The following is a 24,382-nucleotide window of genomic DNA, read 5'->3' as shown; positions in this document are numbered from 1 at the left end:
TCACCGTTCCAGGTCGCGGAGGTAGGCGGCGAAGCCTTCCAGACCGTCGATGTTGCGCGGCCCGCTGATGCCCTCGTTGTAGTCGAGGACGTAGAAGCGGTTGTGGACCACCGCGGGCAGTGCGCTGGTGGCGGGGAACTCCTTCAGGAACGCGATCTTCTCCCGGGCGGGCTTGTCGCCGTAGTCGAGGATGACGATGACCTCCGGCCGCGCCTCGACCACCGCCTCCCAGGTCACCTCGCTCCAGCGGGCGTCCAGGCCGGCGAAGACGTTGCGGCCGCCGGAGAAGCGGATGATGTCGTTGGGCGGCACCTGGGCGCCCGCGGTGAAGGGCTTGTCGGTGCCGGAGTCGTACAGGAAGACCGGCACGGGGTCGCCCTTCGGCGCCCGCGCCCGCACCGCCTCGACGCGCTCCCGGTATCCGGCGACCAGGGCCCGTGCCCGGTCCTCGACGCCGAAGATCCGGCCGAGGCGTTCCAGGTCGGTGTAGAGGCCCTCGAAGGGGGTGACCCGTTCGGGGTGGCCGGGATAGTTGAAGCACGACTCGGCGTGCATGAAACTCTGGATCTTCAGCCCGTCGAGGATGGCCGGGGTGATGCCGCGCTGGTCGCTGAAGCCCGAACGCCATCCGGCGACCACGAAGTCGGCTTTGGCGTCCACCACGAGCTCGCGGTTGAGCAGGTCGTCGCTGAGGAACTCGACCTCGGCGTACTCGGCGGCCCAGGGGGACTCCTCGACCGGAGGGTTCGCGGGCGGCATGACGTAGCCGTGCACGTGCTCGGTGAGACCGAGGGCGAACAGCTTGTCGGCGCTGCCGGCCTCGTACACCACGGCGCGGGCCGGCGTCGTGTACTCGACCTGCTCGCCGCACCGGTTGACGGTCACCTTCCGTACGGACGCCGTACCGTCCTGGATCCGCGCGCCGCAGCCGGCGAGCAGGAGTGTCCCGGTCAGGACGGCGGCCATCGGACGGAGGGAGCGGGACGTACGCGCGATCATGCGGTGGTTCCTTTCATGGGCCGAGGTCGTAGAGCACCTGCGGCACACCGGTGAGGGGATGGGGGACGACGCTGGCCACGACGTCGAAGACGTCGCGCAGGAGAGCTTCGGTGAGGACCTCGCCGGGCGTGCCGGAGGCGACGACCTCGCCCGCGGCGAGCACGACCAGGTGGTCACAGGCGGAGGCGGCGAGGTTGAGGTCGTGCAGGGTGACGAGCACGCCGAGGCCGGAGCCCTTGAGCATCGACAGCAGCCGGATCTGGTGGCGCAGGTCGAGATGGTTGGTCGGTTCGTCCAGGACGAGGAGCCGCGGCTCCTGGACGAGCGCGCGGGCGACCAGCACCCGCCGGCGTTCGCCGCCGGACAGCGACAACACCCCCCGGCCCGCCAGGTGCAGGACCTGCATCCGCTCCATGGCCTGCCGGCACAGCTCCCGCTCGCGCGGGCCGAGCGCCTGGTTGCCCCGTACGTGCGGGGCCCGGCCGAGGGCGACCACCTCCTCGACCGTGAAGTCGAGATCCGCGCCTCCCTCCTGGGTGAGCGCGGCGACCACGCGCGCGCTGTCCCGCAGCGTCATGGCGGACAGGTCCTGACCGTCGATCCAGATCGCGCCGCGCGACGGCCGCAGCGCCCGGTAGACGCACCGCAACGCCGTCGTCTTGCCCGAGCCGTTGGGCCCGATCAGCCCCACGACCTGGCCGGGCCCGACGGCGAGCGAAAGACTCTCGACGACGGTGACGCCGCCCAGCGACACCGACAGGCCGTCCACCTTCAGGTCGGCCGTCATGACCGGCCCCCGAAGAGGTAGCCGCGCCGGCGCAGCAGCGTGACGAACACCGGCACGCCGACCAGCGCGGTGATCACCCCGATCGGCAGCTCGCGCGGCGCCACCACGGTCCGCGCCATGAGGTCGGCCCAGACCATGAAGACGGCGCCGGCGAGCGGCGCGACGGCCAGCACACGCACGTGCGCGGCCCCCACCCACAGCCGCACCACGTGCGGCATCACCAGCCCGACGAACCCGATCGCGCCGCTGACGGCCACCATCGCGCCCGTGAGCAGCGAGGTCAGGACGAACAGCCCGCGGCGGAGCGTCTCGGTGTCCACCCCCAGGCTCATCGAGGTCTCGTCGCCCAGGGCCAGCACGTCCAGACTCCGGCCGAGCCGCCGCAGCACCACGACGGAGACGGTCGTGACGACCGTCACCACCGGCAGCGCTCCCCACGTCGCCCCGCCCAGGCCGCCCATCGACCAGAACAGCACGGTGCTGGTCGACTCGCCGTCCGGGGCGAAGTAGACGATCAGACTCATGACCGCCTGGAACCCGAACGCCATCGCCACCCCGGTGAGCACCAGGCGCAGCGGCTCCAGCCCGCCGCCTCGACGTGAGACCAGGTAGACCAGGGCCGAGACGAGCAGCGCGCCGAGGAAGGCGCCCGCGGAGACCGCGTAGATCCCCATCGCGGCCAGCCCGCCGGACACCGTGACCAGGGCGGCCCCGGCCGACGCCCCTGACGAGACCCCCAGGACGAACGGGTCGGCCAGCGCGTTGCGCACCATGGCCTGGACCGCCACGCCGACCGCGCTGAGCCCGGCTCCCACCAGCACGGCCAGGAGCACCCGCGGCGTCCTGACCTGCCAGATGATCTGGTAGGCCGTGATCTCCTCGGCGGAGATCGCACCGCCGGTGACGGCCGCCCACAGGTAACGCAGCGTCTGGCCGGGAGGCACGGCCGCGGCCCCCGAGCCGATCGCCAGCAGCACCGACACCGCCAGGGCGACGGCCAGCGACACGACGATCACGCCGACGCGCGGGCCTTCGCGTGCCTCGGACGGCCACTTAGGAACGAAAACCGTTTTCATTGCCGCTTATCATCAGGGAAGCGGCACGGCATGTCAAAGGCGGGCCCTTGTGCAGGGCCCGCCTTCGGGGTCACGCCATCAGCGCTGCTGGGTCAGCAGACCCGGGCGGTAGGGCAGGAGCCCGTAGTCGCCGCCGGAGTTGGGGCTGCGTCCCTGGTAGAGCAGCTGCAGGTTGCAGGGGTCGACGGTGAAGGTCTGGTCGGCGTTGGCGCGGACCAGCTCGCCGTGACTGATGTCGTTGGTCCAGGTGGCGCCGCTGTTGGCCTTGCCGGCGAAGGGGTTGCCCTCTGTGGCGGCCTGCGGCGTCCACGAACCGTTCAGGCTGGTGGCCGTGAACGAGCGGAAGTAGCGGCCCTGCGAGCCGATCGCCTCGACGAGCATGAGGTACTTGTTCTGGCCCTGGAGCTTGTAGACCTGGACGCCCTCGAACAGGTTGTTCGTCGTGTCACTCATGATCACGGTCGAGGTGGTGCCGAAATTGCCGGGGAAGTTCCCGATGGGCATGCTGGCCCGGTAGATCCTGCCGTTGTCGCCGGCGAAGAACAGGTACATGTTCGTGCTGTCACCGATGAGCGTCTGGTCGATGGGGCCGGTTCCGGAGTTCGAGATGCTTCCGGAGAAGAGCGGCTGCTCCGACGACCAGCCGTTCGGGTTGGTGGGGTCGCTCGACGTCCTGTAGGAGAAGGCGGTTCTGCCCCACTGGTAGGCGAGCACCCAGATGTTCCTGGGGGCGAAGTAGAAGAGCGTGGGCGCGACGGTGGAGGACGACATCGTGTTCTGGCTGGCCGAGGCCATGTCCGACCAGTTGGTGAACAGGCTGAAGTTCATCGAGCCCCACCTGGTGCCCGTGTCGTGCGTCGTCGCGTAGACGAGGTGCCTGCCGTTGTAGGGGGCGACGGTGAAGTCCTTGAGCGAGACCCAGCCCGACTTCGGCTGCGCCAGCGGGCCCGTCGACGTCCAGCGGTACGTCGAGGGAAGGTCGCACTGGCCCGGGTCGCCGCCGCCGCCGTCCACCCGGACGAGCTGCCACTGCTGGTTGTTGCCGCCCCAGTCGTCGTACTGGACGATGTTGGCGTTGTCGGCGGTGGAGGCGCCCTGCACTTCGAGTGCCTTGTTGCTGTGGCGGGAGATGAGCCGCACGTATCCGTCCGGGCTGTCGGCCAGCCGCCACTGCTGGTTGGTGCCGTTGTGGTCGGCCCACTGGACGATGGAGGCGCCGTTGGCGGTCGACCAGTTGTAGACGTCCAGCACCTTGCCGGAATGGCGGGACTTCAGGCGGTAGTAGCCGCCGCCCGAGTCGACGAACTGCCATTGCTGCTGGTTGCCGTTGTTACGGGTCCACTGGGTGATGCGGCCGCCGTCGGCGGTGGACAGGTTGTAGACGTCCAGGGCCTTGCCGCTGTTGCGGTTCACCAGGACGTACCAGGCGTTGGTGTCCACGGTGGCGGCGTGGGCGGCGGGAAGGGCGACGAGCAGGCTCGCCAGTAAGGCGGCCACCGTCGCGAGGACGGCCAGGAATCTGTTCTTCATGGACGGGTTCGCGCCTTTCTGCGTCGAGGTCAAGGGGTCGAGGTCAAGGGGTCGAGGTCAAGGGGTGGTGAGGTCGAAGCGGCGCACGGTCACCGCGCCGCCGAGTGACTGGGTGGCGTAGTTGAAGATCCCGAAGCGGTAGCCCATGAAGAACTGCCAGGCGTTGTTCAGGGCGAAGGCCGGGCCGAGGCTCACGAAGTCGCTGCCGTTCGTGCTGTAGGAGAAGCGGGCCTGCCTGCCGGACCCGGGCCGGATGTCGGCGCTGACCCGCAGCCAGAGCCGGCCGCCCGAGATGTTCGCGCTCGCCGCCTCGGTGCCGGTGCCCGTGGTCTGCCACGAGCTGTTCATGGTGAGCCCGTTGGTCATCACGACCCGGTTGACGCCGTTGTCGCGTTTGACGCCGATCCAGGCCGACTGGTCGCGCAGCATGGCCAGCCCGGCGCGGTCGCCGTTGCTCATCTGCGAGTAGTCGAGCTCGATCGTCGCCGTCGACGACGGGCCCTGGATGCGGTGGGTCAGCGTGTTGCGGGCGTTGTAGAGGTCGCCGGTGACGGTCGCGGTCTGCAGGCGCAGGCCGTTGCCCGTGGAGAAGCGGCTGGTGTCGGGGTTGTGGTTCCACTCCCAGCGGTGCCCGAGGCTGCCCGAGGTGAAGGTGTCGGGGCCGATCATGGATGCCACGGTCCGGCTGGTCTGGATGTTCGGCTTCGGGTAGGTGACGCCCCAGCCGCCGTTGACGGTCTGCACGGTCGGCCAGTCGCCGTTCCAGGTGATCGGCGCGAGCGCCGGGACCCGCCCGCCGGGGTAGGCGTCGACGAAGGACATGTAGTACCACGCGCCGTTCTGGGTCTGGACGAGCCCGCCCTGATGGGGGACGCCGCCGCCGGGGATGGGGCCGGGCATGTCGAGCAGGACCTGGCGCATCTCGTACGGACCCCACGGCGACGTGGAGCGGAGCACGTACTGGCCGTTGGCGGGGCGGGTCAGCCAGATGTAGTAGTAGCCGTTCCGCTTGTAGAAGCGGGCGCCCTCCAGGGTGCCGACGCTGCTCGGGGTCTGGAACACCTGCTGGGCGCGGACCTGGCCGAGCCCGTCGGCCGTGAGCTGGGCGACGCTGATGGTGCCGTTGCCGTACGCGACGTACATGGTGTCGTCGGTGTCGACCAGCAGGCCGGCGTCGTAGTAGCAGTTGTTGATCTGCGAGCGCTTGCTCCACGTGCCGTCCACGGCGGAGGCGGTGTAGACGTACGTCCGGTTGAACTCGACGCAGCCGATCCAGTAGTAGGTGCTGTTGCTGGGCCGGTAGTTCAGGGTCGAGGCCCAGATGCCCTTCACGTACGCCCGGCCGCCGTTGAGGTCGTAGGCGCCCGAGCCGAAGTCGAGCCTCGGCACCGAGTGCCCGGCGTACTCCCAGTCGACCAGGTTGTAGGAGCGCAGAATCGGCGCGCCAGGCGAGTAGTGCATCGTCGAGGCCGAGTAGTAGTAGGCGTCGCCCACCCGGATGATGTCGCCGTCGGCGAAGTCCTGCCAGACGACCGGGTTGGTGTAGGTGCCGCCCGGATTCGGGTCGCTCCCGATCGGGACGAGCTGCCACTGCTGGTTGTTGCCGCCCCAGTCGTCGTACTGGACGATGTTGGCGTTGTCGGCGGTGGAGGCGTTCTGGACTTCGAGTGCCTTGTTGCTGTGGCGGGAGATGAGCCGCACGTATCCGTCCGGGCTGTCGGCGAGCCGCCATTGCTGGTTGGTGCCGTTGTGGTCGGCCCACTGGACGATCGCACCGCCGTTGGCGGTCGACCAGTTGTAGACGTCGAGGACCTTGCCGGAGTGGCGGGATTTGAGGCGGTAGTAGCCGCCGCCCGAGTCGACGAACTGCCATTGCTGCTGGTTGCCGTTGTTGCGGGTCCATTGGGTGATGCGGCCGCCGTCGGCGGTGGACAGGTTGTAGACGTCCAGGGCCTTGCCGCTGTTGCGGTTGACCAGGACGTACCAGGCGTTGGTGTCGACCGTCGCGGCCGACGCCTGTGGCGTGAGGAACACGCCCACCAGCAGCAGTGACGAGAGAACCGCGAGCACGCGCCTCACAGAGACCTCCAGAGCCGTTGGCCGCTTGCCTGGACGAAAATCACCACGAAACTTGTTAGCGCTAACACTCTGCCGCGTGAAACCGCGCGGCCTTCTTCGACGAGTACGTTGTCGCGGAGTACATCCGATGCCCCCGTCCGTCGTCAACGAGGGACCACCACTCGCGCACAGGGGTGTCGCCGTCCGGATGTCGCTTCGCCTGCGCATTCGCCGGAAAGGAGCGCACACGGCAGGACACCCGTGTGTGAAAGTTTCAGAGAACAGCCCCCGTGAACCACGAAGGCGCCGGGTTAACTTGCTTCCTCTCCGAGAGGCGACCGAAAAGTACCTGGATAAACTCCGGATATGGCCTCGACCGGAGAACCCCCCATCGGCGAATCGGCACCTTCGGTACCACTGACCCTGACTCAGCTGGCCGAGCTGGCAGGAGTGTCCACCGCCACGGTCTCCAAGGTCATCAACGGTCGCTCGGAGGTGGGCCCGACGACCCGCGCGCTGGTCGAAAGGCTCATCGAGGAACACGGCTACCGCCGGCAGCGCCGTCGCATCAAACCCGCGAGCCTCATCGAGGTCGTCTTCCACGAGCTCGCCGGAGACTACCCGATAGAGATCGTCAAGGGGGTCCAGCGGGTCGCCTGGACCCACGGCCTGAGCGTGGTGGTCTCCGAGCTCGGCGGCCGGCACACTCCCGAGCCCAAATGGATCGGCGACCTGCTCACCCGCCGTCCCGCCGGTGTGATCACCGTGTTCTCCGGGCCGGCGGAGGATCAGCGCGTGCGCCTCGCGACCCAGGAGATCCCCCTGGTGGTGCTGGATCCGGCGGGCAATCCGGGGCTCGGCGTGCCGTCCGTGGCCGCCACCAACTGGAGCGGCGGCCTGGAGGCCACCCGTCACCTGCTCGAACTCGGCCACCGGCGCATCGCGATGATCACCGGCCCTTCGTTCGCGCTCTCCAGCCGGGCCCGGCTGGACGGCTACCGCGCCGCTCTCGACGCCGCGGGTGTGCCGATCGACCCGGCTCTCATCCGTCAGGGAAACTTTCAGATCGAGGACGGGGTGGCCCACACTCATCAGCTGATGAAATTACCCGAGCCGCCCACCGCGATCTTCGCCGCCAACGACGGTCAGGCCATCGGCGTCTACCACGCGGCCCACGAGCTGCGGCTCCGCATTCCCGACGACCTGAGCGTGATCGGCTTCGACGACATGCCGGTCTGGCGCTGGGCGCAGCCGCCGCTCACGACCATCCACCAGCCTCTGCGCGAGATGGGCGCCACGGCCGCGACCATGTTGATCAGCCTGGCCGAGGGGGAGACGCTGCAGCAGAAGCGGGTGGAGCTGGGGACCGAACTCGTGGTCCGCCAGAGCACGGCCGCCCTCCGGTCATGATCTTGGTTAAGTTTCTTCCGGTGAACGGTTGACGCGCCGGGGTGAGGGCTCTACCTTCCAGCCAGAGATGTTAGCGCGAACACTCGGCGCTCCGAGATAGTCCTTCCCTCCCCGACATGTACGTGCGTACGCCGAAATGGGAGCGCTCCCAAAAGAGGAGGCAACATGCGGAACGGACCCGTCAGCCGGAGGACCATGCTGGCCACGATGGGAGCCCTGCCCGTCATCGCGGCCACGGCGCGGCCCGCGGGGGCGACGGCCGCCGCCGCGGCGGTCATCGATCCGTCGGCGGGGCGGCAGACGATCCGCGGCTTCGGCGGCATGACCCACTCCGCCTGGATCGGCGACCTGACGGCCGCCCAGCGGGACACGGCGTTCGGCACCGGCGAGGGCCGCCTGGGGTTCTCCGTGCTCAGGATCCCCGTCCCCGAGAACCAGGCCGACTGGAGCCGTGACCTGGCGACGGCGCGGCGCGCGATCGAGCTCGGGGCGACCGTCATCGCCTCGCCGTGGAACCCTCCCGCCCACATGGTCGAGACCTTCGTACGCGGCAGTCAGACCAACGCCCGGCGCCTCAGGTACGACATGTACGGCGCCTACGCCCAGCACCTGAACGACTTCAACGGGTTCCTGCGGAACAACGGGGTGAATCTGTACGGCATCTCGGTGCAGAACGAGCCCGACTACGCCCACGAATGGACGTGGTGGACTCCCGCCGAAATGGTGCGTTTCCTGCGGGAGAACGCCGGCTCGATCGGCACCAGGGTCATCGCGCCCGAGTCCTTCCAGTACCTGAAGAACATGTCGGACCCCATACTCAACGACCCCTCGGCGCTCGCCAACGTGGACATCATCGGCGCTCACCTCTACGGCACGTCGTTCGCGAACTTCCCGTACCCCCTCTTCAAGCAGAAGGGCGCGGGCAAGGAGCTCTGGATGACCGAGGTCTACTACCCCAACAGCAGCGATTCGGCCGACCTCTGGCCCCAGGCGCTCGACGTGGGGGAGCACATCCACCGCGCCATGGTGGACGCCGAGTTCCAGGCCTACATCTGGTGGTACATCCGGCGCGGGTACGGCCCCATGCGGGAGGACGGCCAGATCAGCAAGCGCGGCGCCAACATGGCGCAGTTCGCCAGGTTCGTCCGCCCCGGGTACGTGCGGATCGAGGCCACGGCGAACCCGGCGTCGAACGTCTACGTCTCGGCCTACCGGGGCGGTGACTCCACGGTCGTCATCGTCGCCATCAACAAGGGAACCTCCGGGGTGAGCCAGCAGTTCACCCTGGCGAACGGCACCGCGTCCAGCGTCTCGTCCTGGCTCACCGACGCGAGCAGGAACGTCGCGCCCCAGGGCACGACCGGCGTGTCCAACGGCTCCTTCACCGTCACGCTCCCCGCCCGGAGCGTGACCACCTTCGTCACCGGCGTGACCGGGTCCCCTGGCGGGATCGACACCAGTGCCTGGTACGTCCTGGTGAACCGCAACAGCGGCAAGGCCCTGGACGTCTACAACCTGTCCACCGCCGACGGCGGCCGCATCACCCAGTGGACCCGTAACAACGGCAACCAGCAGCAATGGCAGTTCGTCGACTCGGGCGGCGGCTACTACCGCCTGAAGTCCCGCCATTCCGGCAAGGTGCTGGACGTCTACAACTGGTCGACCGCCAACGGCGCCTCCATCGTCCAGTGGGCCGACCACAACGGCGCCAACCAGCAGTGGCGGACGGCCGACTCCGGCGGCTACCTCCGCCTGATCAACCGCAACAGCGGCAAGGCCCTGGAGGTCCAGGGCGCCTCCACCGCCGACAACGCCAACATCGTCCAGTACGACGACTGGGGCGGCAACAACCAGCAGTGGCAGCTCGTGCGGACCGGCTGACGCCCGTTTGTCCAGGTAGGACGGGGTAGCACGCACTCACATGAGCAGGATCGAGGGGGTGACCGCCGCCGCCTACCGGGTGCCGACCGACCAGCCAGAAGGGGACGGCACCCTCGCCTGGGACGCCACGACCCTGGTCGTCGCCACGGTCCGCGCCGAGGGCATGACGGGGACCGGATGGACGTACGCGCCCGCGGCCGCGGCCGGATTCATCGGCGACGTCCTGGCGGAGGTGGTCACGGGGGCGGACGCCCTGGCGATCCCGGCGATCTGGGCGTCCATGATCCGCCGGGTGCGCAACGCCGGCCGTCCCGGCGTCGCCGGGTACGCCGTCTCTGCCGTGGACGTCGCGCTGTGGGATCTCAAGGCGCGACTGCTGGGGACGTCCCTGGCCGGGCTGTTCGGCATGGCCCGCGAGCGGGTGCCGCTGTACGGGTCGGGCGGTTTCACCACCTATGACGATGACGCGACCGTCGCGCAGCTCACCCACTGGGTCCACGAGCTGGGCATCGGCCGCGTCAAGATCAAGATCGGCGAGTCGTCCGGCGCCAGACCCGACCGCGACCTGCACCGGATCGCGCTGGCCCGGCGCGTCATCGGCGGCGACGCCGAGCTGTACGTCGACGCCAACGGCGGCTACACCGCCAAGCAGGCCGTCCGGCAGGCCGAGCAGATGCGCGAGCACGACGTGCGCTGGTTCGAGGAGCCGGTCTCCTCCGACGATCTGGCCGGCCTGCGGCTGGTCAGGGGGCAGGTCACCGCCGACGTGGCCGCGGGGGAGTACGGGAGCGACGTGGCGTACTTCACCCGCATGTGCCAGGCGGAAGCGGTCGACTGTCTCCAGGCCGACGCCACCCGCTGCGGCGGCTACACCGGCTGGTTCGCCGCCTGCGCGGTCGCGGCCGGGCACAATCTGCAGGTCTCCGCGCACTGCGCGCCCAACCTGCACCTGCCGGCCGCCGCCGCCACGCCCAACCTGCGGCACATCGAGTGGTTCCACGACCACCAGCGCATCGAGGCCGAGCTGTTCGACGGGGCCGCCGACCCCACCGGCGGGCTGGCAGGCCCGGTCACCGGGGAACCGGGTCACGGCCTGACCCTGCGCGCCGACGCCGCGCGGCCGTACCGCACCGCGTAGGACCAGGAGGTGACCGGGATGCGGATCGAGGACTATGCCCTCATCGGGGACATGCACACCGCCGCCCTGGTCGCCCGTGACGGGTCCGTCGACTGGCTGTGCCTGCCGCGCTTCGACTCTCCCGCCTGCTTCGCCGCCCTGCTGGGCGAGCCCGGTGCGGGCCGGTGGCTGCTGGCTCCGGCGTCCGGCGGCCCGTGCTCCTCCCGCCGCTACCTGGACGACACGCTGGTCCTGGAAAGCACATGGGAGTGCGACGGCGGCGCGGTGCGGATCCTGGACTTCATGCCGCCGCGCGGGCAGGCGCCCGACGTGGTCCGGATCGTCGAGGGCGTGCGCGGCCGGGTCGGGATGCGGATGGAGTTGATGCTCCGCTTCGACTACGGGCGCGACGAGCCCTGGCTGCGCTACGAGCACGGCCTCTTCGCCGCCGTGGCCGGGCCCGATGCCGCCTGGCTGCGCACTCCCGTCCCTCTGTGCGTCGACGAGGACGCCCGGCGCACCACCGCGGAGTTCACGGTCGGGCCAGGTGACCGGGTGCCGTTCGTCCTGACCTGGCAGCACTCGTGGCTGCCGCGCCCGGACGCCATCGACGCGCAGGAGTCCCTGACCGGAGCCGAGCGCATGTGGCGCGACTGGATCAGCGGCTGCGGCTACCGGGGCGACGACGGCGCCGCCGTACGCGGCAGCCTGCTGACGCTCAAAGCCCTCACGTACGCGCCGACCGGGGGGATCGTCGCCGCCGCCACCACGTCACTGCCCGAGCAGATCGGCGGTTCCCGCAACTGGGACTACCGCTACTGCTGGCTGCGCGACGCCTCGTTCACCCTGCAGGCGCTCATGTCGGCCGGCTACGACGCCGAGGCCCGCGCCTGGCGGGACTGGCTGCTTCGCGCCGTCGCCGGGCATCCGGCCGCCCTGCAGATCATGTACACGGTCGAGGGGGCCCGGCGCATCCCCGAATGGAGCGTGGACTGGCTGCCCGGCTACGAGGGCTCGTCCCCCGTCAACGTCGGCAACGCCGCCAGCGGCCAGTTCCAGCTCGACGTGTACGGCGAGACCCTCGACTGTCTGCACCTGGCCAGGCAGTCGGGGCTCGCGGTGGTAGAGGAGGCGTGGGACCTGCAGCGGAGCATCATGGACTATCTCGAAGGCGTCTGGCGGCGGCCCGACAACGGGCTGTGGGAGATGCGCGGCCCGCGTCGGCAGTTCGTGCACTCCAAGATCCTCGCCTGGGTGGCCGCCGACCGGATGGTCCAGGCGGTGGAGGCGTTCGGGCTGGGCGGGCCGGTGGACCGGTGGCGGGCGCTGCGCCGCGAGATCCACGACGAGGTGTGCGCGCAGGGCTACGACGCCGGCCGCGGCACCTTCACCCAGTACTACGGTTCCACCGGTCTGGACGCCGCGCTGCTGCTCATCCCCCGCCTCGGATTCCTGCCAGTGGACGACCCGCGCGTGGCCGGGACCGTGGACGCGATCCAGCGCGAGCTGGTGGAGGACGGCTTCGTGCTCCGCTACCGGCCCGAGCACGAGGGCGTGGACGGGCTGCCCGGCCGCGAGGGCATCTTCCTGGCCTGCTCGTTCTGGCTGGCCGACGCGCTGGCGATGCTGGGCCGCCGTCGGCCTGCGCGCGACCTGTTCGACCGGCTGCTCGGCCTGCGCAACGACGTCGGGCTGCTCTCGGAGGAGTACGACACCGCCCGCCGTCGGCAGATCGGCAACTTCCCGCAGGCCTACAGCCACGTGTCCGTCATCAACACCGCCGCCGCGCTGGCCGCCCCCTGACACCCGTGCGAAGTCTTTCCACATTCGTCAGCATTCCGCTCCGGCGGGCAGGGCAGGACCGCAGGCGTGACCCGTATCGTCGCGGAAACGCTCAAAGTGATGACACGCCCCGACTCCGGCCTCAGGAGCCGGCAGCCCTACGTGCGGGTCCGCGACCTGGAACGGGACCTGGCCGCCAAGGTGGACGGCGAGGTCCGCTTCGACCCCGGCAGCCGGGGCGCCTACTCCACCGACGCCTCCAACTACCGGCAGGTGCCCCTCGGCGTCGTCGTGCCGCGCACGGTGGAGGCCGCGGCCGTCGCGGTGGCGGTCTGCCGCGAGCACCGGGCGCCGATCACCTCACGCGGCGGCGGGACCAGCCTGGCCGGCCAGACCTGCAACACCGCCGTGATCATCGACTGGTCCAAGTACTGCGACCGCCTGGTCTCCGTCGACGAGCGGGCCCGTACCTGCGTGGTGGAGCCGGGCATCGTGCTGGACGACCTCAACCGGCGGCTCGCACCGACGGGCCTGATGTTCGGCCCCCGCCCGTCCACGCACTCCCACTGCACGCTCGGCGGCATGATCGGCAACAACTCCTGCGGATCCACCGCCCAGCTGTACGGCAAGACCGCCGACAACGTCGTCCGGCTGGAGATCCTCACCTACGACGGGACGCGCATGTGGGTGGGCCCCACGAGCGACGAGGAGTACGACCGGATCACCGCGGAGGGAGGCCGCCCGGCCGAGATCCTGCGCAGGCTGCGCGAGATCGCCGGCGAGAACGCGGACGAGATCCGCCGCCGATACCCGGACATCCCACGCCGGGTCTCCGGCTACAACCTCGACCAACTGCTGCCCGGCGGCCCGTTCGACCTGGCCCGCGCCCTGGTCGGCTCCGAAGGCACCCTGGTCACCGTGCTCCGCGCCGAACTGGCGCTCGTGCCCGTGCCGGCCGCGCAGAGCCTGCTCGTGCTCGGCTACCACGACATCGCGGCGGCGGCCGACGCCGTGCCGCGGATCACCGCGCACCGGCCGCTCCAGCTGGAAGGCATCGACGACAAGCTCGTCGGGTACGAGACCCGCAAACACATGCACCGGCAGGCGGTCGCCCGTCTGCCGGAAGGCGGCGCCTGGCTGATGGTGTCGTTCACCGGCGACGACCAGGAGGACGCCGACCAGCGGGCACGCGCCCTCGTGGAGGATCTCGGCCGCGGCGAGCAGGCCCCGGACGTGGCGTTCTTCGACGACCCCGCCGCCGAGCAGCAGCTGTGGGAGCTGCGCGAGGCAGGGCTCGGCGCCACCGCGCGCGGCCCCGGCATGCCCGACACCTGGCCCGGCTGGGAGGACTCGGCCGTCTCCCCGGACCGCCTCGGCGACTACCTGCGCGACCTGCGCCGCCTGCTGGAAGAGTTCGGATACGGCGACGCCGCGCTGTACGGCCACTTCGGCCATGCCTGCGTGCACACCCGCATACCGTTCGACCTGCTCACCGCCGACGGCGTGGCGGCCTTCCGCGCCTTCCTGGACCGGGCCGCGGATCTGGCCGTCTCCTACGGCGGCTCCCTGTCGGGCGAGCACGGCGACGGCCAGGCCAGGGCCGAGCTGCTGCCCAAGATGTTCGGGCCCACCATCGTCGGCGCTTTCCAGCAGGTCAAGGCGGTGTTCGACCCCGATGACCGGATGAACCCCGGCAAGGTCGTCTCCCCGTACGGGATCACCACGAACCTGCGGCTGGGCAGCGCCTGGACGCCCGCCGAGCCCGAGACCGAGTTCGGCTACCCCGACGACCAGGGCAGCTTCCAGCGGGCCGTGATGCGCTGCGTCGGCGTCGGCCAGTGCCGCAGCCACCAGGGCGGCGTCATGTGTCCTTCCTACCGGGCCACCGGGGAGGAGGAGCACTCCACCCGAGGGCGTGCCCGGCTGCTGTTCGAGATGCTGAACGGGCACCGCGACTCCGCCGTGACCGACGGCTGGCGCTCCACCGCCGTGCACGACGCCCTCGACCTCTGCCTGGCCTGCAAGGGCTGCAAGCATGACTGCCCCGTGGGTGTGGACATGGCCACCTACAAGGCCGAGTTCCTCGCCCACCACTACGCGGGCCGGCTCCGGCCCGCCGCCCACTACAGCATGGGCTGGCTGCCGGTGTGGGCGCGGCTGGCCTCTTTCGCCCCGGGCCTGGTCAACACCGTGACCCACGCGCCCGGCCTGGCCCGGCTCGTCAAGCGGCTGGGCGGGATGGAGCCGTCCCGGCCCCTGCCGTCCTTCGCGGGGATCCGCTTCAGCGACGCCTACCGCCGACGGGGGCCGCACGGCAGCGGCGAACGCGGCGAGGTGCTGCTGTGGCCCGACACCTTCACCGACAACCTGGCCCCGCGCATCGCGGCCGCGGCCGTCACCGTCCTGGAAGGCGCCGGCTACCGGGTGCTCGTCCCACCGCGCACCCTCTGCTGCGGGCTGACCTGGATCTCCACCGGGCAGCTCGGCATCGCCCGCCGCGTGCTGCGACGAACCCTGGACACGCTCGCGCCCCTGCTCCGGCGTGGCATCCCGATCGTCGGGCTCGAACCCAGCTGCACCGCCGTCTTCCGGGACGACGCCGCGAACCTGCTGCCCGGCGACCGCGACGTCACCCGGCTGGCCGAGCAGACGAGGACCCTGGCCGAGCTCCTCACCGGCACCGACGGCTGGCGGCCGCCGCGCATCGACCTCGCCGCCGTCGCCCAGCCGCACTGCCACCAGCACGCCATCCTCGGTTACGAGGCCGATCAGCAGGTGCTCCGGCAGGCCGGGGTCCAGCTGCGCACGGTCGGCGGCTGCTGCGGCCTGGCCGGCGACTTCGGCTTCACCGCCGGTCACCTGCGCACGTCACTCGCCTGCGCCGAGCACGAGCTGCTGCCCGCCATCCGTCAGAGCGACCCGGGCACGATCGTCCTGGCCGACGGCTTCAGCTGCCGCACCCAGATCGAACACGCCGGAACCCGGCACCGCCCGCTGCACCTGGCCGAACTCCTCGCCCGAGCCTGAGGATCACCCGCCTGTGGACCGCCCCAGCAGCTCGATCACCTCGTCGTCCGTGGTCTGGGTGAAATCGCGGTACCAGAACCCGATGGCGAACAGATCGGCCGGCGTCTCCAGACAGATCACCTCGTCGGCGTCCGCGCGCAGGCTCTCGATCGTCTCCGGCGGGCCCACCGGCACCGCCAGGATCACCCGCCCGGCTCCGTGCGCACGAGCCACCTGACAGGCGGCCCGGGCCGTGCCACCCGTGGCGATCCCGTCGTCCACCACGACGACCGTACGGCCCGCCAGGTCGACCGGCGCCCGATCACGGCGGAAGCGGCTCGCGCGGCGCATGACCTCGGCCTGCTCGTCCTCGGTTACGCCGGCCATCTCCCCCCGCGTCAGATGCGCCATCTGGACGACCCCCGCGTTGATCACCCGTACGCCCCCCTCCCCGATGGCGCCGAACCCCAGCTCGGGCTGGAACGGCACCCCGAGCTTGCGGACCACGATCACGTCCAGCGGCGCGCCCAGGGCCCGGGCCACCTCGAAGGCCACCGGCACGCCCCCTCGGGGCAGCCCCACGACGACCACGTTCTCGTCGCTGACGGCTTCCCTCACTCGTTCGGCCAGACGGACACCCGCGTCATGACGATCGACGAACACCGGTCCACCTCCTGAGTTCGCTGCCACCCTCCCCACCTCGACGCCCCTTCACCACGGCCGGTCGGCAAAAATTTGATGGGGATGCTGCAGAAATTGCAGGTCAAAGATGCTTCCGGCGGGTTTCACGGGCCGCGGGCTGAGTAGCACGACATCGAAGGGGACGTCACAGGGAAGGAAGCGACATGACGACAGCGCGTGATGTCATGCACCATGGCTGTGAATGCCTTCAGATCAACGAGACCGTCGACACGGCGGCGCGCCGGATGACGGACATGAACGTCGGTGCGCTGCCGGTCTGCGAGGAGGGACGGCTCAAGGGCATCATCACCGACCGCGACATCGTCGTGAAGTGCGTCGCGAGAGGCGAGAACCCGGCCACGCTCGCCGCCGGGCAGCTCATCGAAGCAGAGCAGGTGTGGTCGATCGACGCGAGCGCGGACATCGAGGAAGTCCTGCACCAGATGGCCGAGCACAAGATCCGCCGGCTGCCGGTGCTGGAGAACGAGGAACTGGTCGGCATCATCAGCCAGGCCGATCTCGCGGCGAAGCTGCCCGAGGACAAGGTCGGCGTACTGGTGGAAGCGATCTCGGCGACCTCTCACTGAAACCGCTGCGCCAGGGTGATCTCTGACGCGCGGCGGCCGCCCGCGTCCGCGCGGGCGGCCCCGCCGCGCCGGCGGTCCATGAGACCCGGCCGCACGGAACGAGGTGCTTCAGATGGATCGGATCAACGACGAGGTCGCCGCGCTGTTGCAGGAGTACGCCGACCTGATAGCGATCACCGGGGGCGACGCGTTCAAGGTCCGGGTGTACGAGAAGGCGGCGCGGTCGGTCGGCGGGTACGCCCAGGACATCACCTACCTCGACGCGGCCGGACTGCGCCACATACCCAATGTCGGCACGTCGATCGCGGGGAAGATCGAGGAGTTCCGCCAGACCGGTGTCATTCACCAACTGGAGGAACTCCGGGTGAAGGTGCCGGCCGGAGTACGCCGGTTGACGACGATTCCCTCACTCGGTCCGAAGAAGGCCATGGTCCTTTACGGGGAACTCGGGATCGGCTCGGTCGAGGCGCTCGAGGAGGCGATCCGGGCCGGGAACCTGCACGGGCTGCGCGGATTCGGCGCGAAGACGGAGGAGAACCTGCTCCACGGCATCGAGCTGATGAACAAGACGGGCCGGCGCGTCCACATCGATGTCGCGATGGGCGTCGCCGAGCAGGTCGTCGCGGAACTGTCGGCGATCGGCGGCTGCCGGCGGTGTTCGTTCGTCGGATCGCTGCGCCGCATGAAGGACACGATCGGCGATGTCGACGTACTGGCCACGTCCGGGGACTCCGCGGCTTTGATGGCGGCGTTCACCGGCTCGTCCCTCGCCGCCGAAGTGATCGCGAGTGGCGGCACCAAGAGCTCGATCCGCACCCCCGCCGGCCTCCAGGTGGATCTGCGGGTGGTTCACCAGGACTCCTGGGGGGCGGCACTGCAGTACTTCACCGGTTCCAAGCCCCACAACATCCACACCCGCGAGATCGCACTGCACCAGAAGCTGAAGCTCTCGGAGTACGGCCTGTTCGACGTGGAGACCGGAGAGAGGATCGTCTCGGCCGACGAGGGGGAGGTCTACGGCCGGCTCGGCCTGCCATGGATCCCGCCGACGCTTCGGGAGGACAGCGGCGAGATCGAGGCCGCGCTCCGGGGAGAACTGCCCGTGCTGGTCAGCGAGGCCGACATCCGCGGCGACCTGCACACCCACACTGATCTCACCGACGGGGTGGCGCCGCTGGAGGAGATGGTCGCGGCGGCGGCCAAGCGCGGCTACGGCTACTACGCGGTGACCGACCACGCCCCGAACCTGTACATGCAGCGGATGACCCGCGAGAAGGCCCTGGCTCAACGTGAACGGGTCCGCCGGCTGGCAGACGACTACCCGGAGCTGCGATTGCTGCACGGCACCGAGTTGAACATCGATCCGGAGGGAGACGTCGACTGGCCGGCGGAATTCCTGGCGGAGTTCGATCTGTGCCTCGCGGCGGTGCATTCGCACTTCGGGCAGCCGCGGGCCGAGATGACCCGGCGCATCGTCCGGGCCTGCGAGAATCCGTACGTCAAGATCATCGGCCATCCCACCGCCAGGATCATCGGCAGCCGCGAACCGGTCGACGCGGACTGGGATGAGGTTTTCCGGGCGTGCGCCCGCACCGGAACGGCTCTGGAGATCGACGCCTTTCCCGACCGCCTCGACCTGCCCGCCGGCCTCGTCCGGCGAGCGCTGGACTTCGGCGTGCTCTTCGCCATCGGCAGCGACGCGCATGCCGTCCCGCACCTGGGCAACATGCGGTACGGCGTCGGTACCGCGCAGCGGGGCTGGCTCACGGCCGGACGGGTCATCAACACCTGGCCGGTCGACCGGCTGCTGGAGTTCCTCCGGTCAGGGTGACCGCCCGGCATCGGACAGGTGGTGCGTACGTGCTCGACCGGTTGCCGAGGCGGTCGGCGGAACCGAGTGGAGGGGGCTATGACATGGCCGAACCGATCGTCGCAGGGGTGGACGGTTCCCGGGGAGGGCTGGCCGCGGTGGTGTGGGCGGCCGACGACGCGGCCCGACGCGATTGCGACCTGCGTATCGTCCACGTCGTAGAGCCGTTCGTCCACGGCGGGCGGGCATACGAGCGTTCAGCCGACGACCCGGCGCGTGAGGAAGGTGAGCTGCAGCTGCAGGAGGCCGCAGCGGTGGCCGCCGGGTTCCGCGGCACCGTCCGCGTGAGCACCGAGCTGCTCTACGGTGATACCGCCGAGGTGTTGCGTGCGCAGGCCGACGAGGCCTCGGCCATCGTGGTCGGCAGTCGCGGCCTGGGCGGATTCACCGGGCTCCTGCTGGGCTCGGTGGCCCTGGGCCTCGCCGGGCACGCAGCGGGTCCTGTGGTGGTGGTCCGTGGCTCACCCGCGATGATGCGGGGCGAGATCGTGGCCGGCCTGAATCCTCAGGATCCCGAACACCCGGCCATCGACTACGCCTTCAAGGAGGCGGAGGCGCATGGTGCCCGGCTGCGGGTGGTGCACGCCTGGGATCTGCCGTCGAGCAGGTTGGGCCGGGGCTTCCCACGGGATTTCGACATCATCGCCGAGGCGCGGCGGGAAGAGGTCCAGAGGATGTTGTCGCCATGGTCGGAGCGGCATCCCGGCGTGGCCGCGACCGTTTCGGATTACCGCGGCAATCCCGTTGCGGCGCTGTGCGAGGCGTCCGTGCGTGCCGACCTGGTCGTCGTGGGCTCCCGGGGGAGGGGAGCGATCCGCTCAGCCGTGCTCGGCTCGGTCAGCCACGGGGTGCTTCACTACGCCTCCTGCCCGGTCGCCGTCGTACGGCCGCGCGGGCGAGCCGGCTGACCAGCCCGCTCAGGAGCGCAGCCCGTGCCTCTTGCATATGCATCGTGGTATCGGGCTATCATCGCCATATGGCGATTGATTCTGATGGTGGCCGTTGTGTCAGCGCGGACATCGCCGCCGGCGTCTCCCCGGCGGCGGCGATGTTCCACTCCCTGGCCGACGAGACCCGGCTGCGCATCGTGCAGCGGCTCGCGCGCGGCGAGGCCCGCGTGGTGGACCTGACCACCCAGCTCGGGCTGGCCCAGTCCACGGTGTCCAAGCATCTGGCCTGCCTGCGCGACTGCGGCCTGGTCGGCTACCGCGCCGAAGGCCGCCAGTCCTTCTACTCCCTGACCCGGCCCGAGCTGATGGACCTGCTCGCCTCGGCCGAGCAGCTGCTGGCCGCCACCGGCCACGCCGTGGCGCTGTGTCCCGTACGGGAGGCCGGGGAGACGGTGTCGTGACCGCGCCGAACGTCACCGTCCCGGCGCGGCGGGACGTCCTGCGGCGCCGCGTCCGGCTCCTGGTCGCCGCGACCATCACGTACAACGTGATCGAAGCCGTGGTGGCCATCACCGCCGGAGCCGTCGCCTCCTCCGCCGCCCTGATCGGCTTCGGTCTCGACTCCGTGGTGGAGGTCGCCTCCGCCGCCGCGGTGGCCTGGCAGTTCTCCGCCGCCGACCACGAGAAGCGGGAGAAGGCCGCGCTGCGCGTCATTGCGGTCTCGTTCTTCGCGCTGGCCGCCTACGTCACCTTCGACGCCGGGCGCGCCCTGCTCGGCGGCGGCGAGGCCGAGCACTCCACCCCCGGCCTGGTCCTGGCCGCGCTGTCGCTGGTGATCATGCCGTTCCTGTCGGCCGCGCAGCGCCGCACCGGCCGCGAGCTCGGCTCCCCCGCCGCGGTGGCCGACTCCAAGCAGACGCTGCTGTGCACGTACCTGTCCGCCGTGCTGCTCGTGGGCCTGGCGCTCAACAGCGCCTTCGGCTGGTCCTGGGCCGACCCGATCGCCGCCCTGGTCATCGCCGCCGTCGCGGTCAAGGAAGGCCGCGACGCCTGGCGCGGCCACGCCTGCTGCGTGACCACCCAGGCCTGCGCCCCCGGCTGCTCCTGCCCGGGAGACTGACATGCCCGTCACCGCGTTGGTCATCTATCTCGCCTGGGCCCTGCTGGCGTTCGGGCTGCGCAGCTGGGTGCAGTGGCGCCGCACCGGAGACGCCGGCTTCCGCGGTGCAGCCCTCGCCCGTGGCAGCGTCCAGTGGTGGGCGAAACTCCTGTTCGTCGCCGCTCTGGCCGCCGGCGCGGCCGGGCCGACCGCAGCCCTGGCCGGCCTGCCGCCGCTGCCCGGCATCGACCAGCGGCCCCTGCAGGCGGCCGGAACAGTGCTGGCCCTGCTCGGAGTGGCGGCCACGCTGGCCGCGCAGACCTCGATGGGCGCCTCCTGGCGCATCGGCGTGGCCGAGAGCGAGACCACCGACCTGGTCACCACCGGCGCCTTCGCCCTCGCGCGCAACCCCATCTTCACCGCCATGATCGCCACCGCTGCCGGGCTGGCCGCCATGGTCCCCAACCTGATCTCCCTGGCCGCGCTGGTTCTGGCCGTCGTGGCGATCGAGCTGCAGGTCCGCGCCGTCGAAGAACCGTATCTCCGGCGCGTGCACGGCGCCGCCTATCTGTGGTACGCGGCGCGCGTCGGCCGCTTCCTGCCCGGCATCGGCCGCATGCCGCACACCTCCTGACGACGATGGACGAGATCTCGGCGTTTCCACGTGGTCGGCAGCGCCATCGCACCGGAGATCGCGATCACCGAGCTGTCCACCGCTTCAGCTCGACTCTCTTCCTCGACGCGCCGGGGAACACCACGACGAGGTGCTCCTCACCCGCCTCGCCGACCCGCACGTAGACGCGGAGCCGGTAGCGGCCCTTCCCCGCGATCGCCAGGTTCGGCATCGGGGCACCCGCGCCCACCTCTCCGTCGCCCATCTCCGGCACGGTGAGCCGGCCGCTGCGGCTGACGATCGGCACCTCGTTGACCTGATCCCACCCGGCCGTCCGCCGGGGCGGCGCGGTGCGGAGGGCCTTCACGGTGAGGCACAGATCGATGACGTCCTCGACGTGCCCGATGAGCACCGCGCTGCGGGCCACCCCGATGCCGGCGCTGTCGTCGTAGACCTTGTCCGTCGCCCGCTCCGCCGCCTCGCCGGCCGCCGGGTCGCCGGGATCGTGGACCAGATATCCGGCATCGCCGTCGGCGAACAGGAAGTAGGTGGCCGTGGCCTGGACGACACCCTTCGTCCGGGGCCACGGGTCGCGGCAACTCGCGTTCCTCTCGGCGAGGTAGGCGTCGCTCGCCGCCTTCTTCTCCGCGGTCGACCGCAGCAGCTCGGGATGGGTCGCGCCGATGATCTCCGGGCAGACGTAGACGAGGTCCCACGGGTCGGCGCCCCACGCGGGCCGCGCGCTCCCGGCCCGCGTCAGGATCGCCGTCTGCTCGTCGCGGTCCTTCGCACGGCACAGTGCTCGCGCGTACGAGAGGACGCCCTGGTCCGACAGGCTGTCCGGGAAGATGGGCGGAACCCCGCCGTCTCTGCTCCGCGCCAGGCACAGGAACGCGGCTTCGCGCTCCTCAGGTTTCAGGTCGCCGAAGCTGGGCCGGTCATAGCAGTCCATCGACCAGCCGGTGTGGGTGAGGTGCGCGGCCTGCTCCGGGTGGATCTGCGCGATGACCGGCAGCACGGCCACGGCCGCCACCGCGACGCGGATCGCGCGCTGCCGCGCGGGCGGAAGGTCCGCCAGGCGGTCCTCCTTGGGCATTTCACGGGCGGTCGCCGCGATCCACACGGTGCTGACGAGGGTCACCGCCTCCATCAGGACCGACACCGCCAGACCGTCGGTGTGGATCATGTCGAGGAGAATGTCGAGCGGGAGCACCAGCGCGTAGACGCCCACCGACAGCCAACCGGCGGTCAGCGTGCCACGGCTCCACCGGCCGTCGCGCCACTGCCCGATGACCGTGATGAGGATCCCCGCCACTCCGCCCAGCATCAAGATCGGTACGACGTTGCCGCCCGCGCCGAGCTCTGGGAGGTCGAGGTCGTCGAGCAGCTCGTCGGTCATCACGACCAGCTCGACGGCGAACATCGCGCCGGCCGCCGCCCGCAGCATGCCGGACCGCCAGCGGATGACGAGCAGGAAGAGAACATCGATCGCGGCCCACAGTGCGAGCTGGAAGGCCGTGTCGACCGCGTCGGGGAGCAGCGCGATCGGGTACCACAGCACGAGGCTGTCCGCCACCGCCAGATACAGCAGCCCGCGCAGCGCCTTCTCCCGGCGGTCGAGCGGCCCCCGCGCAGGAGCGCGCAGGATTAGCCACAGGAACGCGGCCTTCACCGGGGCGGCCACGAGCAGCGCCACGACCGTCGGGGTGTCGAACCCTTCTCGCCCGGAGAAGCCCGCATAAGCCGGCGGCGCCCATTCGACGGCCACCCAGAGCCAGGCATCACCGATCAGCAGGCCCGCGACCGTCGCCGCAAGAACCAGACCTACTAATCCAATCCTGATAACCCGCCAGAAACCATCCGGAAGCATGGATGATCTTAGCGCGGCACGGATCAAGGATTGACCACCGGAGCTGACCCCTGGCCGCCCCGGACGGTTACTCGTCCATGCGGCACCGACATGCGTTTTCCGGCATGCGCAGTGTTGACGGATATCCCCTCGCAAGAGATCCTTACGAAGCGATCAACGGGTTGTCATGACAATAGTTACTGGGAGGCATCGTGCGTACAAGGAAACGGCACTTATGGGTGGCCGCGGCCACCGCTTGTCTGATGGCAATCAGCACACCCGCATATTCGGCCGACACACACGCTTCGGCCGAAGACCTCGAAACCGCCGCACTGATGTACCTCAAATCGCGAGTCGCCCAACTGACCGGCGACTCGCGGGGCACCGCACTCCACGCGACGCCGGCGAGCGAGCAGCTCAAGGAGACGCTCCGAGCCGACTCCGCCGCGATCGACGTACGCCGCGAGAAGTTGAGATCAGCCAACGGCGGGCACAGCCGGGGCGAGGTCACCGTCTCCGACACGCAGATATCGACCAGCGGCAAGACCGCGACGGTCAAGCTGACCGAGAACACCACGTTGTTCTACGCCCGCACGACGCCAGGCAGTCCGGAGGCCGAGCAATACCAGCTGCGTCACACCCTGACGTACACCCTGGAAGGAAGCCAGTGGGTGCTCAGCCATGACGCGCCGGATATCCGCGTGGGAGACCTCGCTCCCGACACCTACCCGAGCACCGCAGGAACCGTACCGTCCAAAGCCGTTCCATCCAGTAAGAAGCTCAGCAGCACATCCCGGCCACGGACGACGTCCCAGGGCACGGTGCCCGACAAATCGTCCCCCACCTATCGTGCTCCCGGAAACTCCACACTCGCCTACGACTACGGCGCGATGACGAGATACGCCCTCCAATACTGGAGCAACTACAACCCGAACTACCGGACCTACGGCGGTGAAGGCGGCGACTGCACCAACTTCCTGTCGCAGATAGTCAAGGCCGGAGGCTGGGCGGAGACGGGCTCCTGGCCAGGCGAGAACCGGACACTCCCCGACCAGTGACCCTTTTTCATCCTCAGGCGGCTTGAGCAACGCGGTGGTTCTGAAGGACGGCAATGGCCTTGCAGAGATGGCCGGCCTTGCTCGGGCTG

General features: G+C 70.1%; 19 protein-coding genes. 12 read left to right on the top strand and 7 right to left on the bottom strand.

All coding sequences use genetic code 11. The annotated features are described in order from the left end of the window. From ACZ6YG_RS36835 to ACZ6YG_RS36815, 5 genes are all read right to left on the bottom strand, one after another. Positions 1 to 999, bottom strand: a complete 999-nt coding sequence (locus tag ACZ6YG_RS36835; RefSeq protein ID WP_466020531.1) for an ABC transporter substrate-binding protein — start codon at positions 997 to 999, stop codon at positions 1 to 3. A 13-nt stretch (positions 1,000 to 1,012) separates the two neighbouring features. Further along, positions 1,013 to 1,786 carry an ABC transporter ATP-binding protein gene (locus ACZ6YG_RS36830; protein WP_397196613.1) on the bottom strand — a complete coding sequence of 258 codons (774 nt, stop codon included), beginning with the start codon at positions 1,784 to 1,786 and terminating at the stop codon, positions 1,013 to 1,015. Next, on the bottom strand, positions 1,783 to 2,862 hold the full coding sequence (locus ACZ6YG_RS36825) for a FecCD family ABC transporter permease (RefSeq protein ID WP_466020530.1): 1,080 nt from the start codon (positions 2,860 to 2,862) through the stop codon (positions 1,783 to 1,785). The genes ACZ6YG_RS36830 and ACZ6YG_RS36825 overlap by 4 nt, the downstream gene beginning before the upstream one ends. 78 nt (positions 2,863 to 2,940) lie before the next feature. Then, positions 2,941 to 4,392, bottom strand: coding sequence for a non-reducing end alpha-L-arabinofuranosidase family hydrolase (locus ACZ6YG_RS36820; RefSeq protein WP_466020529.1), 1,452 nt, complete (start codon positions 4,390 to 4,392; stop codon positions 2,941 to 2,943). Positions 4,393 to 4,449: 57 nt separating this feature from the next. Further along, positions 4,450 to 6,471 (bottom strand): RICIN domain-containing protein, encoded by a 2,022-nt coding sequence (locus ACZ6YG_RS36815; protein ID WP_466020528.1) that lies wholly within the window; start codon positions 6,469 to 6,471, stop codon positions 4,450 to 4,452. A 345-nt stretch (positions 6,472 to 6,816) separates the two neighbouring features. On the opposite strand from ACZ6YG_RS36815, the gene ACZ6YG_RS36810 reads away from it, so the two are divergent. From ACZ6YG_RS36810 to ACZ6YG_RS36790, 5 genes are all read left to right on the top strand, one after another. Beyond that, complete coding sequence (locus ACZ6YG_RS36810) at positions 6,817 to 7,860, top strand: LacI family DNA-binding transcriptional regulator (protein ID WP_219545524.1); 1,044 nt, start codon at positions 6,817 to 6,819, stop codon at positions 7,858 to 7,860. 165 nt (positions 7,861 to 8,025) lie between these two features. Next, on the top strand, positions 8,026 to 9,741 hold the full coding sequence (gene xynC, locus ACZ6YG_RS36805) for a glucuronoarabinoxylan endo-1,4-beta-xylanase XynC (protein ID WP_466020527.1): 1,716 nt from the start codon (positions 8,026 to 8,028) through the stop codon (positions 9,739 to 9,741). Between the two features lie 40 nt (positions 9,742 to 9,781). Beyond that, positions 9,782 to 10,879 (top strand): enolase C-terminal domain-like protein, encoded by a 1,098-nt coding sequence (locus tag ACZ6YG_RS36800; RefSeq protein ID WP_364231721.1) that lies wholly within the window; start codon positions 9,782 to 9,784, stop codon positions 10,877 to 10,879. An 18-nt stretch (positions 10,880 to 10,897) separates the two neighbouring features. Then, complete coding sequence (locus ACZ6YG_RS36795; RefSeq protein ID WP_466020526.1) at positions 10,898 to 12,661, top strand: glycoside hydrolase family 15 protein; 1,764 nt, start codon at positions 10,898 to 10,900, stop codon at positions 12,659 to 12,661. A 99-nt stretch (positions 12,662 to 12,760) separates the two neighbouring features. Continuing rightward, positions 12,761 to 15,667 (top strand): FAD-binding and (Fe-S)-binding domain-containing protein, encoded by a 2,907-nt coding sequence (locus tag ACZ6YG_RS36790; RefSeq protein ID WP_466020525.1) that lies wholly within the window; start codon positions 12,761 to 12,763, stop codon positions 15,665 to 15,667. A gap of 3 nt (positions 15,668 to 15,670) precedes the next feature. Here the strand turns inward: ACZ6YG_RS36790 and ACZ6YG_RS36785 are convergent, their stop codons facing one another. After that, the gene (locus tag ACZ6YG_RS36785; RefSeq protein WP_466020524.1) at positions 15,671 to 16,309 is read right to left on the bottom strand and encodes a phosphoribosyltransferase; all 639 of its coding nucleotides are present in this window, start codon (positions 16,307 to 16,309) and stop codon (positions 15,671 to 15,673) included. 182 nt (positions 16,310 to 16,491) lie between these two features. Here ACZ6YG_RS36785 and ACZ6YG_RS36780 point away from each other — a divergent pair, with 182 nt between their 5' ends. From ACZ6YG_RS36780 to ACZ6YG_RS36755, 6 genes are all read left to right on the top strand, one after another. Further along, positions 16,492 to 16,914 (top strand): CBS domain-containing protein, encoded by a 423-nt coding sequence (locus tag ACZ6YG_RS36780; RefSeq protein WP_148036260.1) that lies wholly within the window; start codon positions 16,492 to 16,494, stop codon positions 16,912 to 16,914. Between the two features lie 112 nt (positions 16,915 to 17,026). Then, complete coding sequence (gene polX / locus ACZ6YG_RS36775; protein WP_466020523.1) at positions 17,027 to 18,745, top strand: DNA polymerase/3'-5' exonuclease PolX; 1,719 nt, start codon at positions 17,027 to 17,029, stop codon at positions 18,743 to 18,745. A gap of 83 nt (positions 18,746 to 18,828) precedes the next feature. Then, positions 18,829 to 19,692, top strand: coding sequence for a universal stress protein (locus tag ACZ6YG_RS36770; RefSeq protein ID WP_397196619.1), 864 nt, complete (start codon positions 18,829 to 18,831; stop codon positions 19,690 to 19,692). A gap of 68 nt (positions 19,693 to 19,760) precedes the next feature. Continuing rightward, positions 19,761 to 20,135: an ArsR/SmtB family transcription factor gene (locus ACZ6YG_RS36765; RefSeq protein WP_148036263.1), complete on the top strand. Its 375-nt coding sequence runs from the start codon at positions 19,761 to 19,763 to the stop codon at positions 20,133 to 20,135. After that, positions 20,132 to 20,794: a cation efflux transmembrane domain-containing protein gene (locus ACZ6YG_RS36760; protein ID WP_466020522.1), complete on the top strand. Its 663-nt coding sequence runs from the start codon at positions 20,132 to 20,134 to the stop codon at positions 20,792 to 20,794. Before ACZ6YG_RS36765 ends, ACZ6YG_RS36760 begins: the two co-directional genes overlap by 4 nt. A 1-nt stretch (position 20,795) precedes the next feature. Next, positions 20,796 to 21,407, top strand: coding sequence for a methyltransferase family protein (locus ACZ6YG_RS36755; protein WP_466020521.1), 612 nt, complete (start codon positions 20,796 to 20,798; stop codon positions 21,405 to 21,407). Between the two features lie 64 nt (positions 21,408 to 21,471). Here ACZ6YG_RS36755 and ACZ6YG_RS36750 read toward each other — a convergent pair whose 3' ends face one another. Continuing rightward, entirely contained in the window at positions 21,472 to 23,154 is a 1,683-nt protein-coding gene (locus tag ACZ6YG_RS36750; protein WP_466020520.1) for a hypothetical protein, read from the bottom strand. 320 nt (positions 23,155 to 23,474) lie between these two features. On the opposite strand from ACZ6YG_RS36750, the gene ACZ6YG_RS36745 reads away from it, so the two are divergent. Then, positions 23,475 to 24,293: an amidase domain-containing protein gene (locus ACZ6YG_RS36745; RefSeq protein ID WP_466020519.1), complete on the top strand. Its 819-nt coding sequence runs from the start codon at positions 23,475 to 23,477 to the stop codon at positions 24,291 to 24,293. Positions 24,294 to 24,382: the final 89 nt, after the last annotated feature.

The organism is Nonomuraea sp. NPDC054003 (assembly GCF_055585125.1).
This window is presented reverse-complemented; position numbering and strand designations above follow the sequence as displayed.

What these genes read in the sequence shown, in the direction of transcription:
- ACZ6YG_RS36835 (WP_466020531.1), bottom strand. Translation starts at nt 999, where the DNA reads ATGATCGCGCGTACGTCCCGCTCCCTCCGTCCGATGGCCGCCGTCCTG.
- ACZ6YG_RS36830 (WP_397196613.1), bottom strand. Translation starts at nt 1,786, where the DNA reads ATGACGGCCGACCTGAAGGTGGACGGCCTGTCGGTGTCGCTGGGCGGC.
- ACZ6YG_RS36825 (WP_466020530.1), bottom strand. Translation starts at nt 2,862, where the DNA reads ATGAAAACGGTTTTCGTTCCTAAGTGGCCGTCCGAGGCACGCGAAGGC.
- ACZ6YG_RS36820 (WP_466020529.1), bottom strand. Translation starts at nt 4,392, where the DNA reads ATGAAGAACAGATTCCTGGCCGTCCTCGCGACGGTGGCCGCCTTACTG.
- ACZ6YG_RS36810 (WP_219545524.1), top strand. Translation starts at nt 6,817, where the DNA reads ATGGCCTCGACCGGAGAACCCCCCATCGGCGAATCGGCACCTTCGGTA.
- xynC (WP_466020527.1), top strand. Translation starts at nt 8,026, where the DNA reads ATGCGGAACGGACCCGTCAGCCGGAGGACCATGCTGGCCACGATGGGA.
- ACZ6YG_RS36800 (WP_364231721.1), top strand. Translation starts at nt 9,782, where the DNA reads ATGAGCAGGATCGAGGGGGTGACCGCCGCCGCCTACCGGGTGCCGACC.
- ACZ6YG_RS36795 (WP_466020526.1), top strand. Translation starts at nt 10,898, where the DNA reads ATGCGGATCGAGGACTATGCCCTCATCGGGGACATGCACACCGCCGCC.
- ACZ6YG_RS36790 (WP_466020525.1), top strand. Translation starts at nt 12,761, where the DNA reads ATGACACGCCCCGACTCCGGCCTCAGGAGCCGGCAGCCCTACGTGCGG.
- ACZ6YG_RS36780 (WP_148036260.1), top strand. Translation starts at nt 16,492, where the DNA reads ATGACGACAGCGCGTGATGTCATGCACCATGGCTGTGAATGCCTTCAG.
- polX (WP_466020523.1), top strand. Translation starts at nt 17,027, where the DNA reads ATGGATCGGATCAACGACGAGGTCGCCGCGCTGTTGCAGGAGTACGCC.
- ACZ6YG_RS36770 (WP_397196619.1), top strand. Translation starts at nt 18,829, where the DNA reads ATGGCCGAACCGATCGTCGCAGGGGTGGACGGTTCCCGGGGAGGGCTG.
- ACZ6YG_RS36765 (WP_148036263.1), top strand. Translation starts at nt 19,761, where the DNA reads ATGGCGATTGATTCTGATGGTGGCCGTTGTGTCAGCGCGGACATCGCC.
- ACZ6YG_RS36755 (WP_466020521.1), top strand. Translation starts at nt 20,796, where the DNA reads ATGCCCGTCACCGCGTTGGTCATCTATCTCGCCTGGGCCCTGCTGGCG.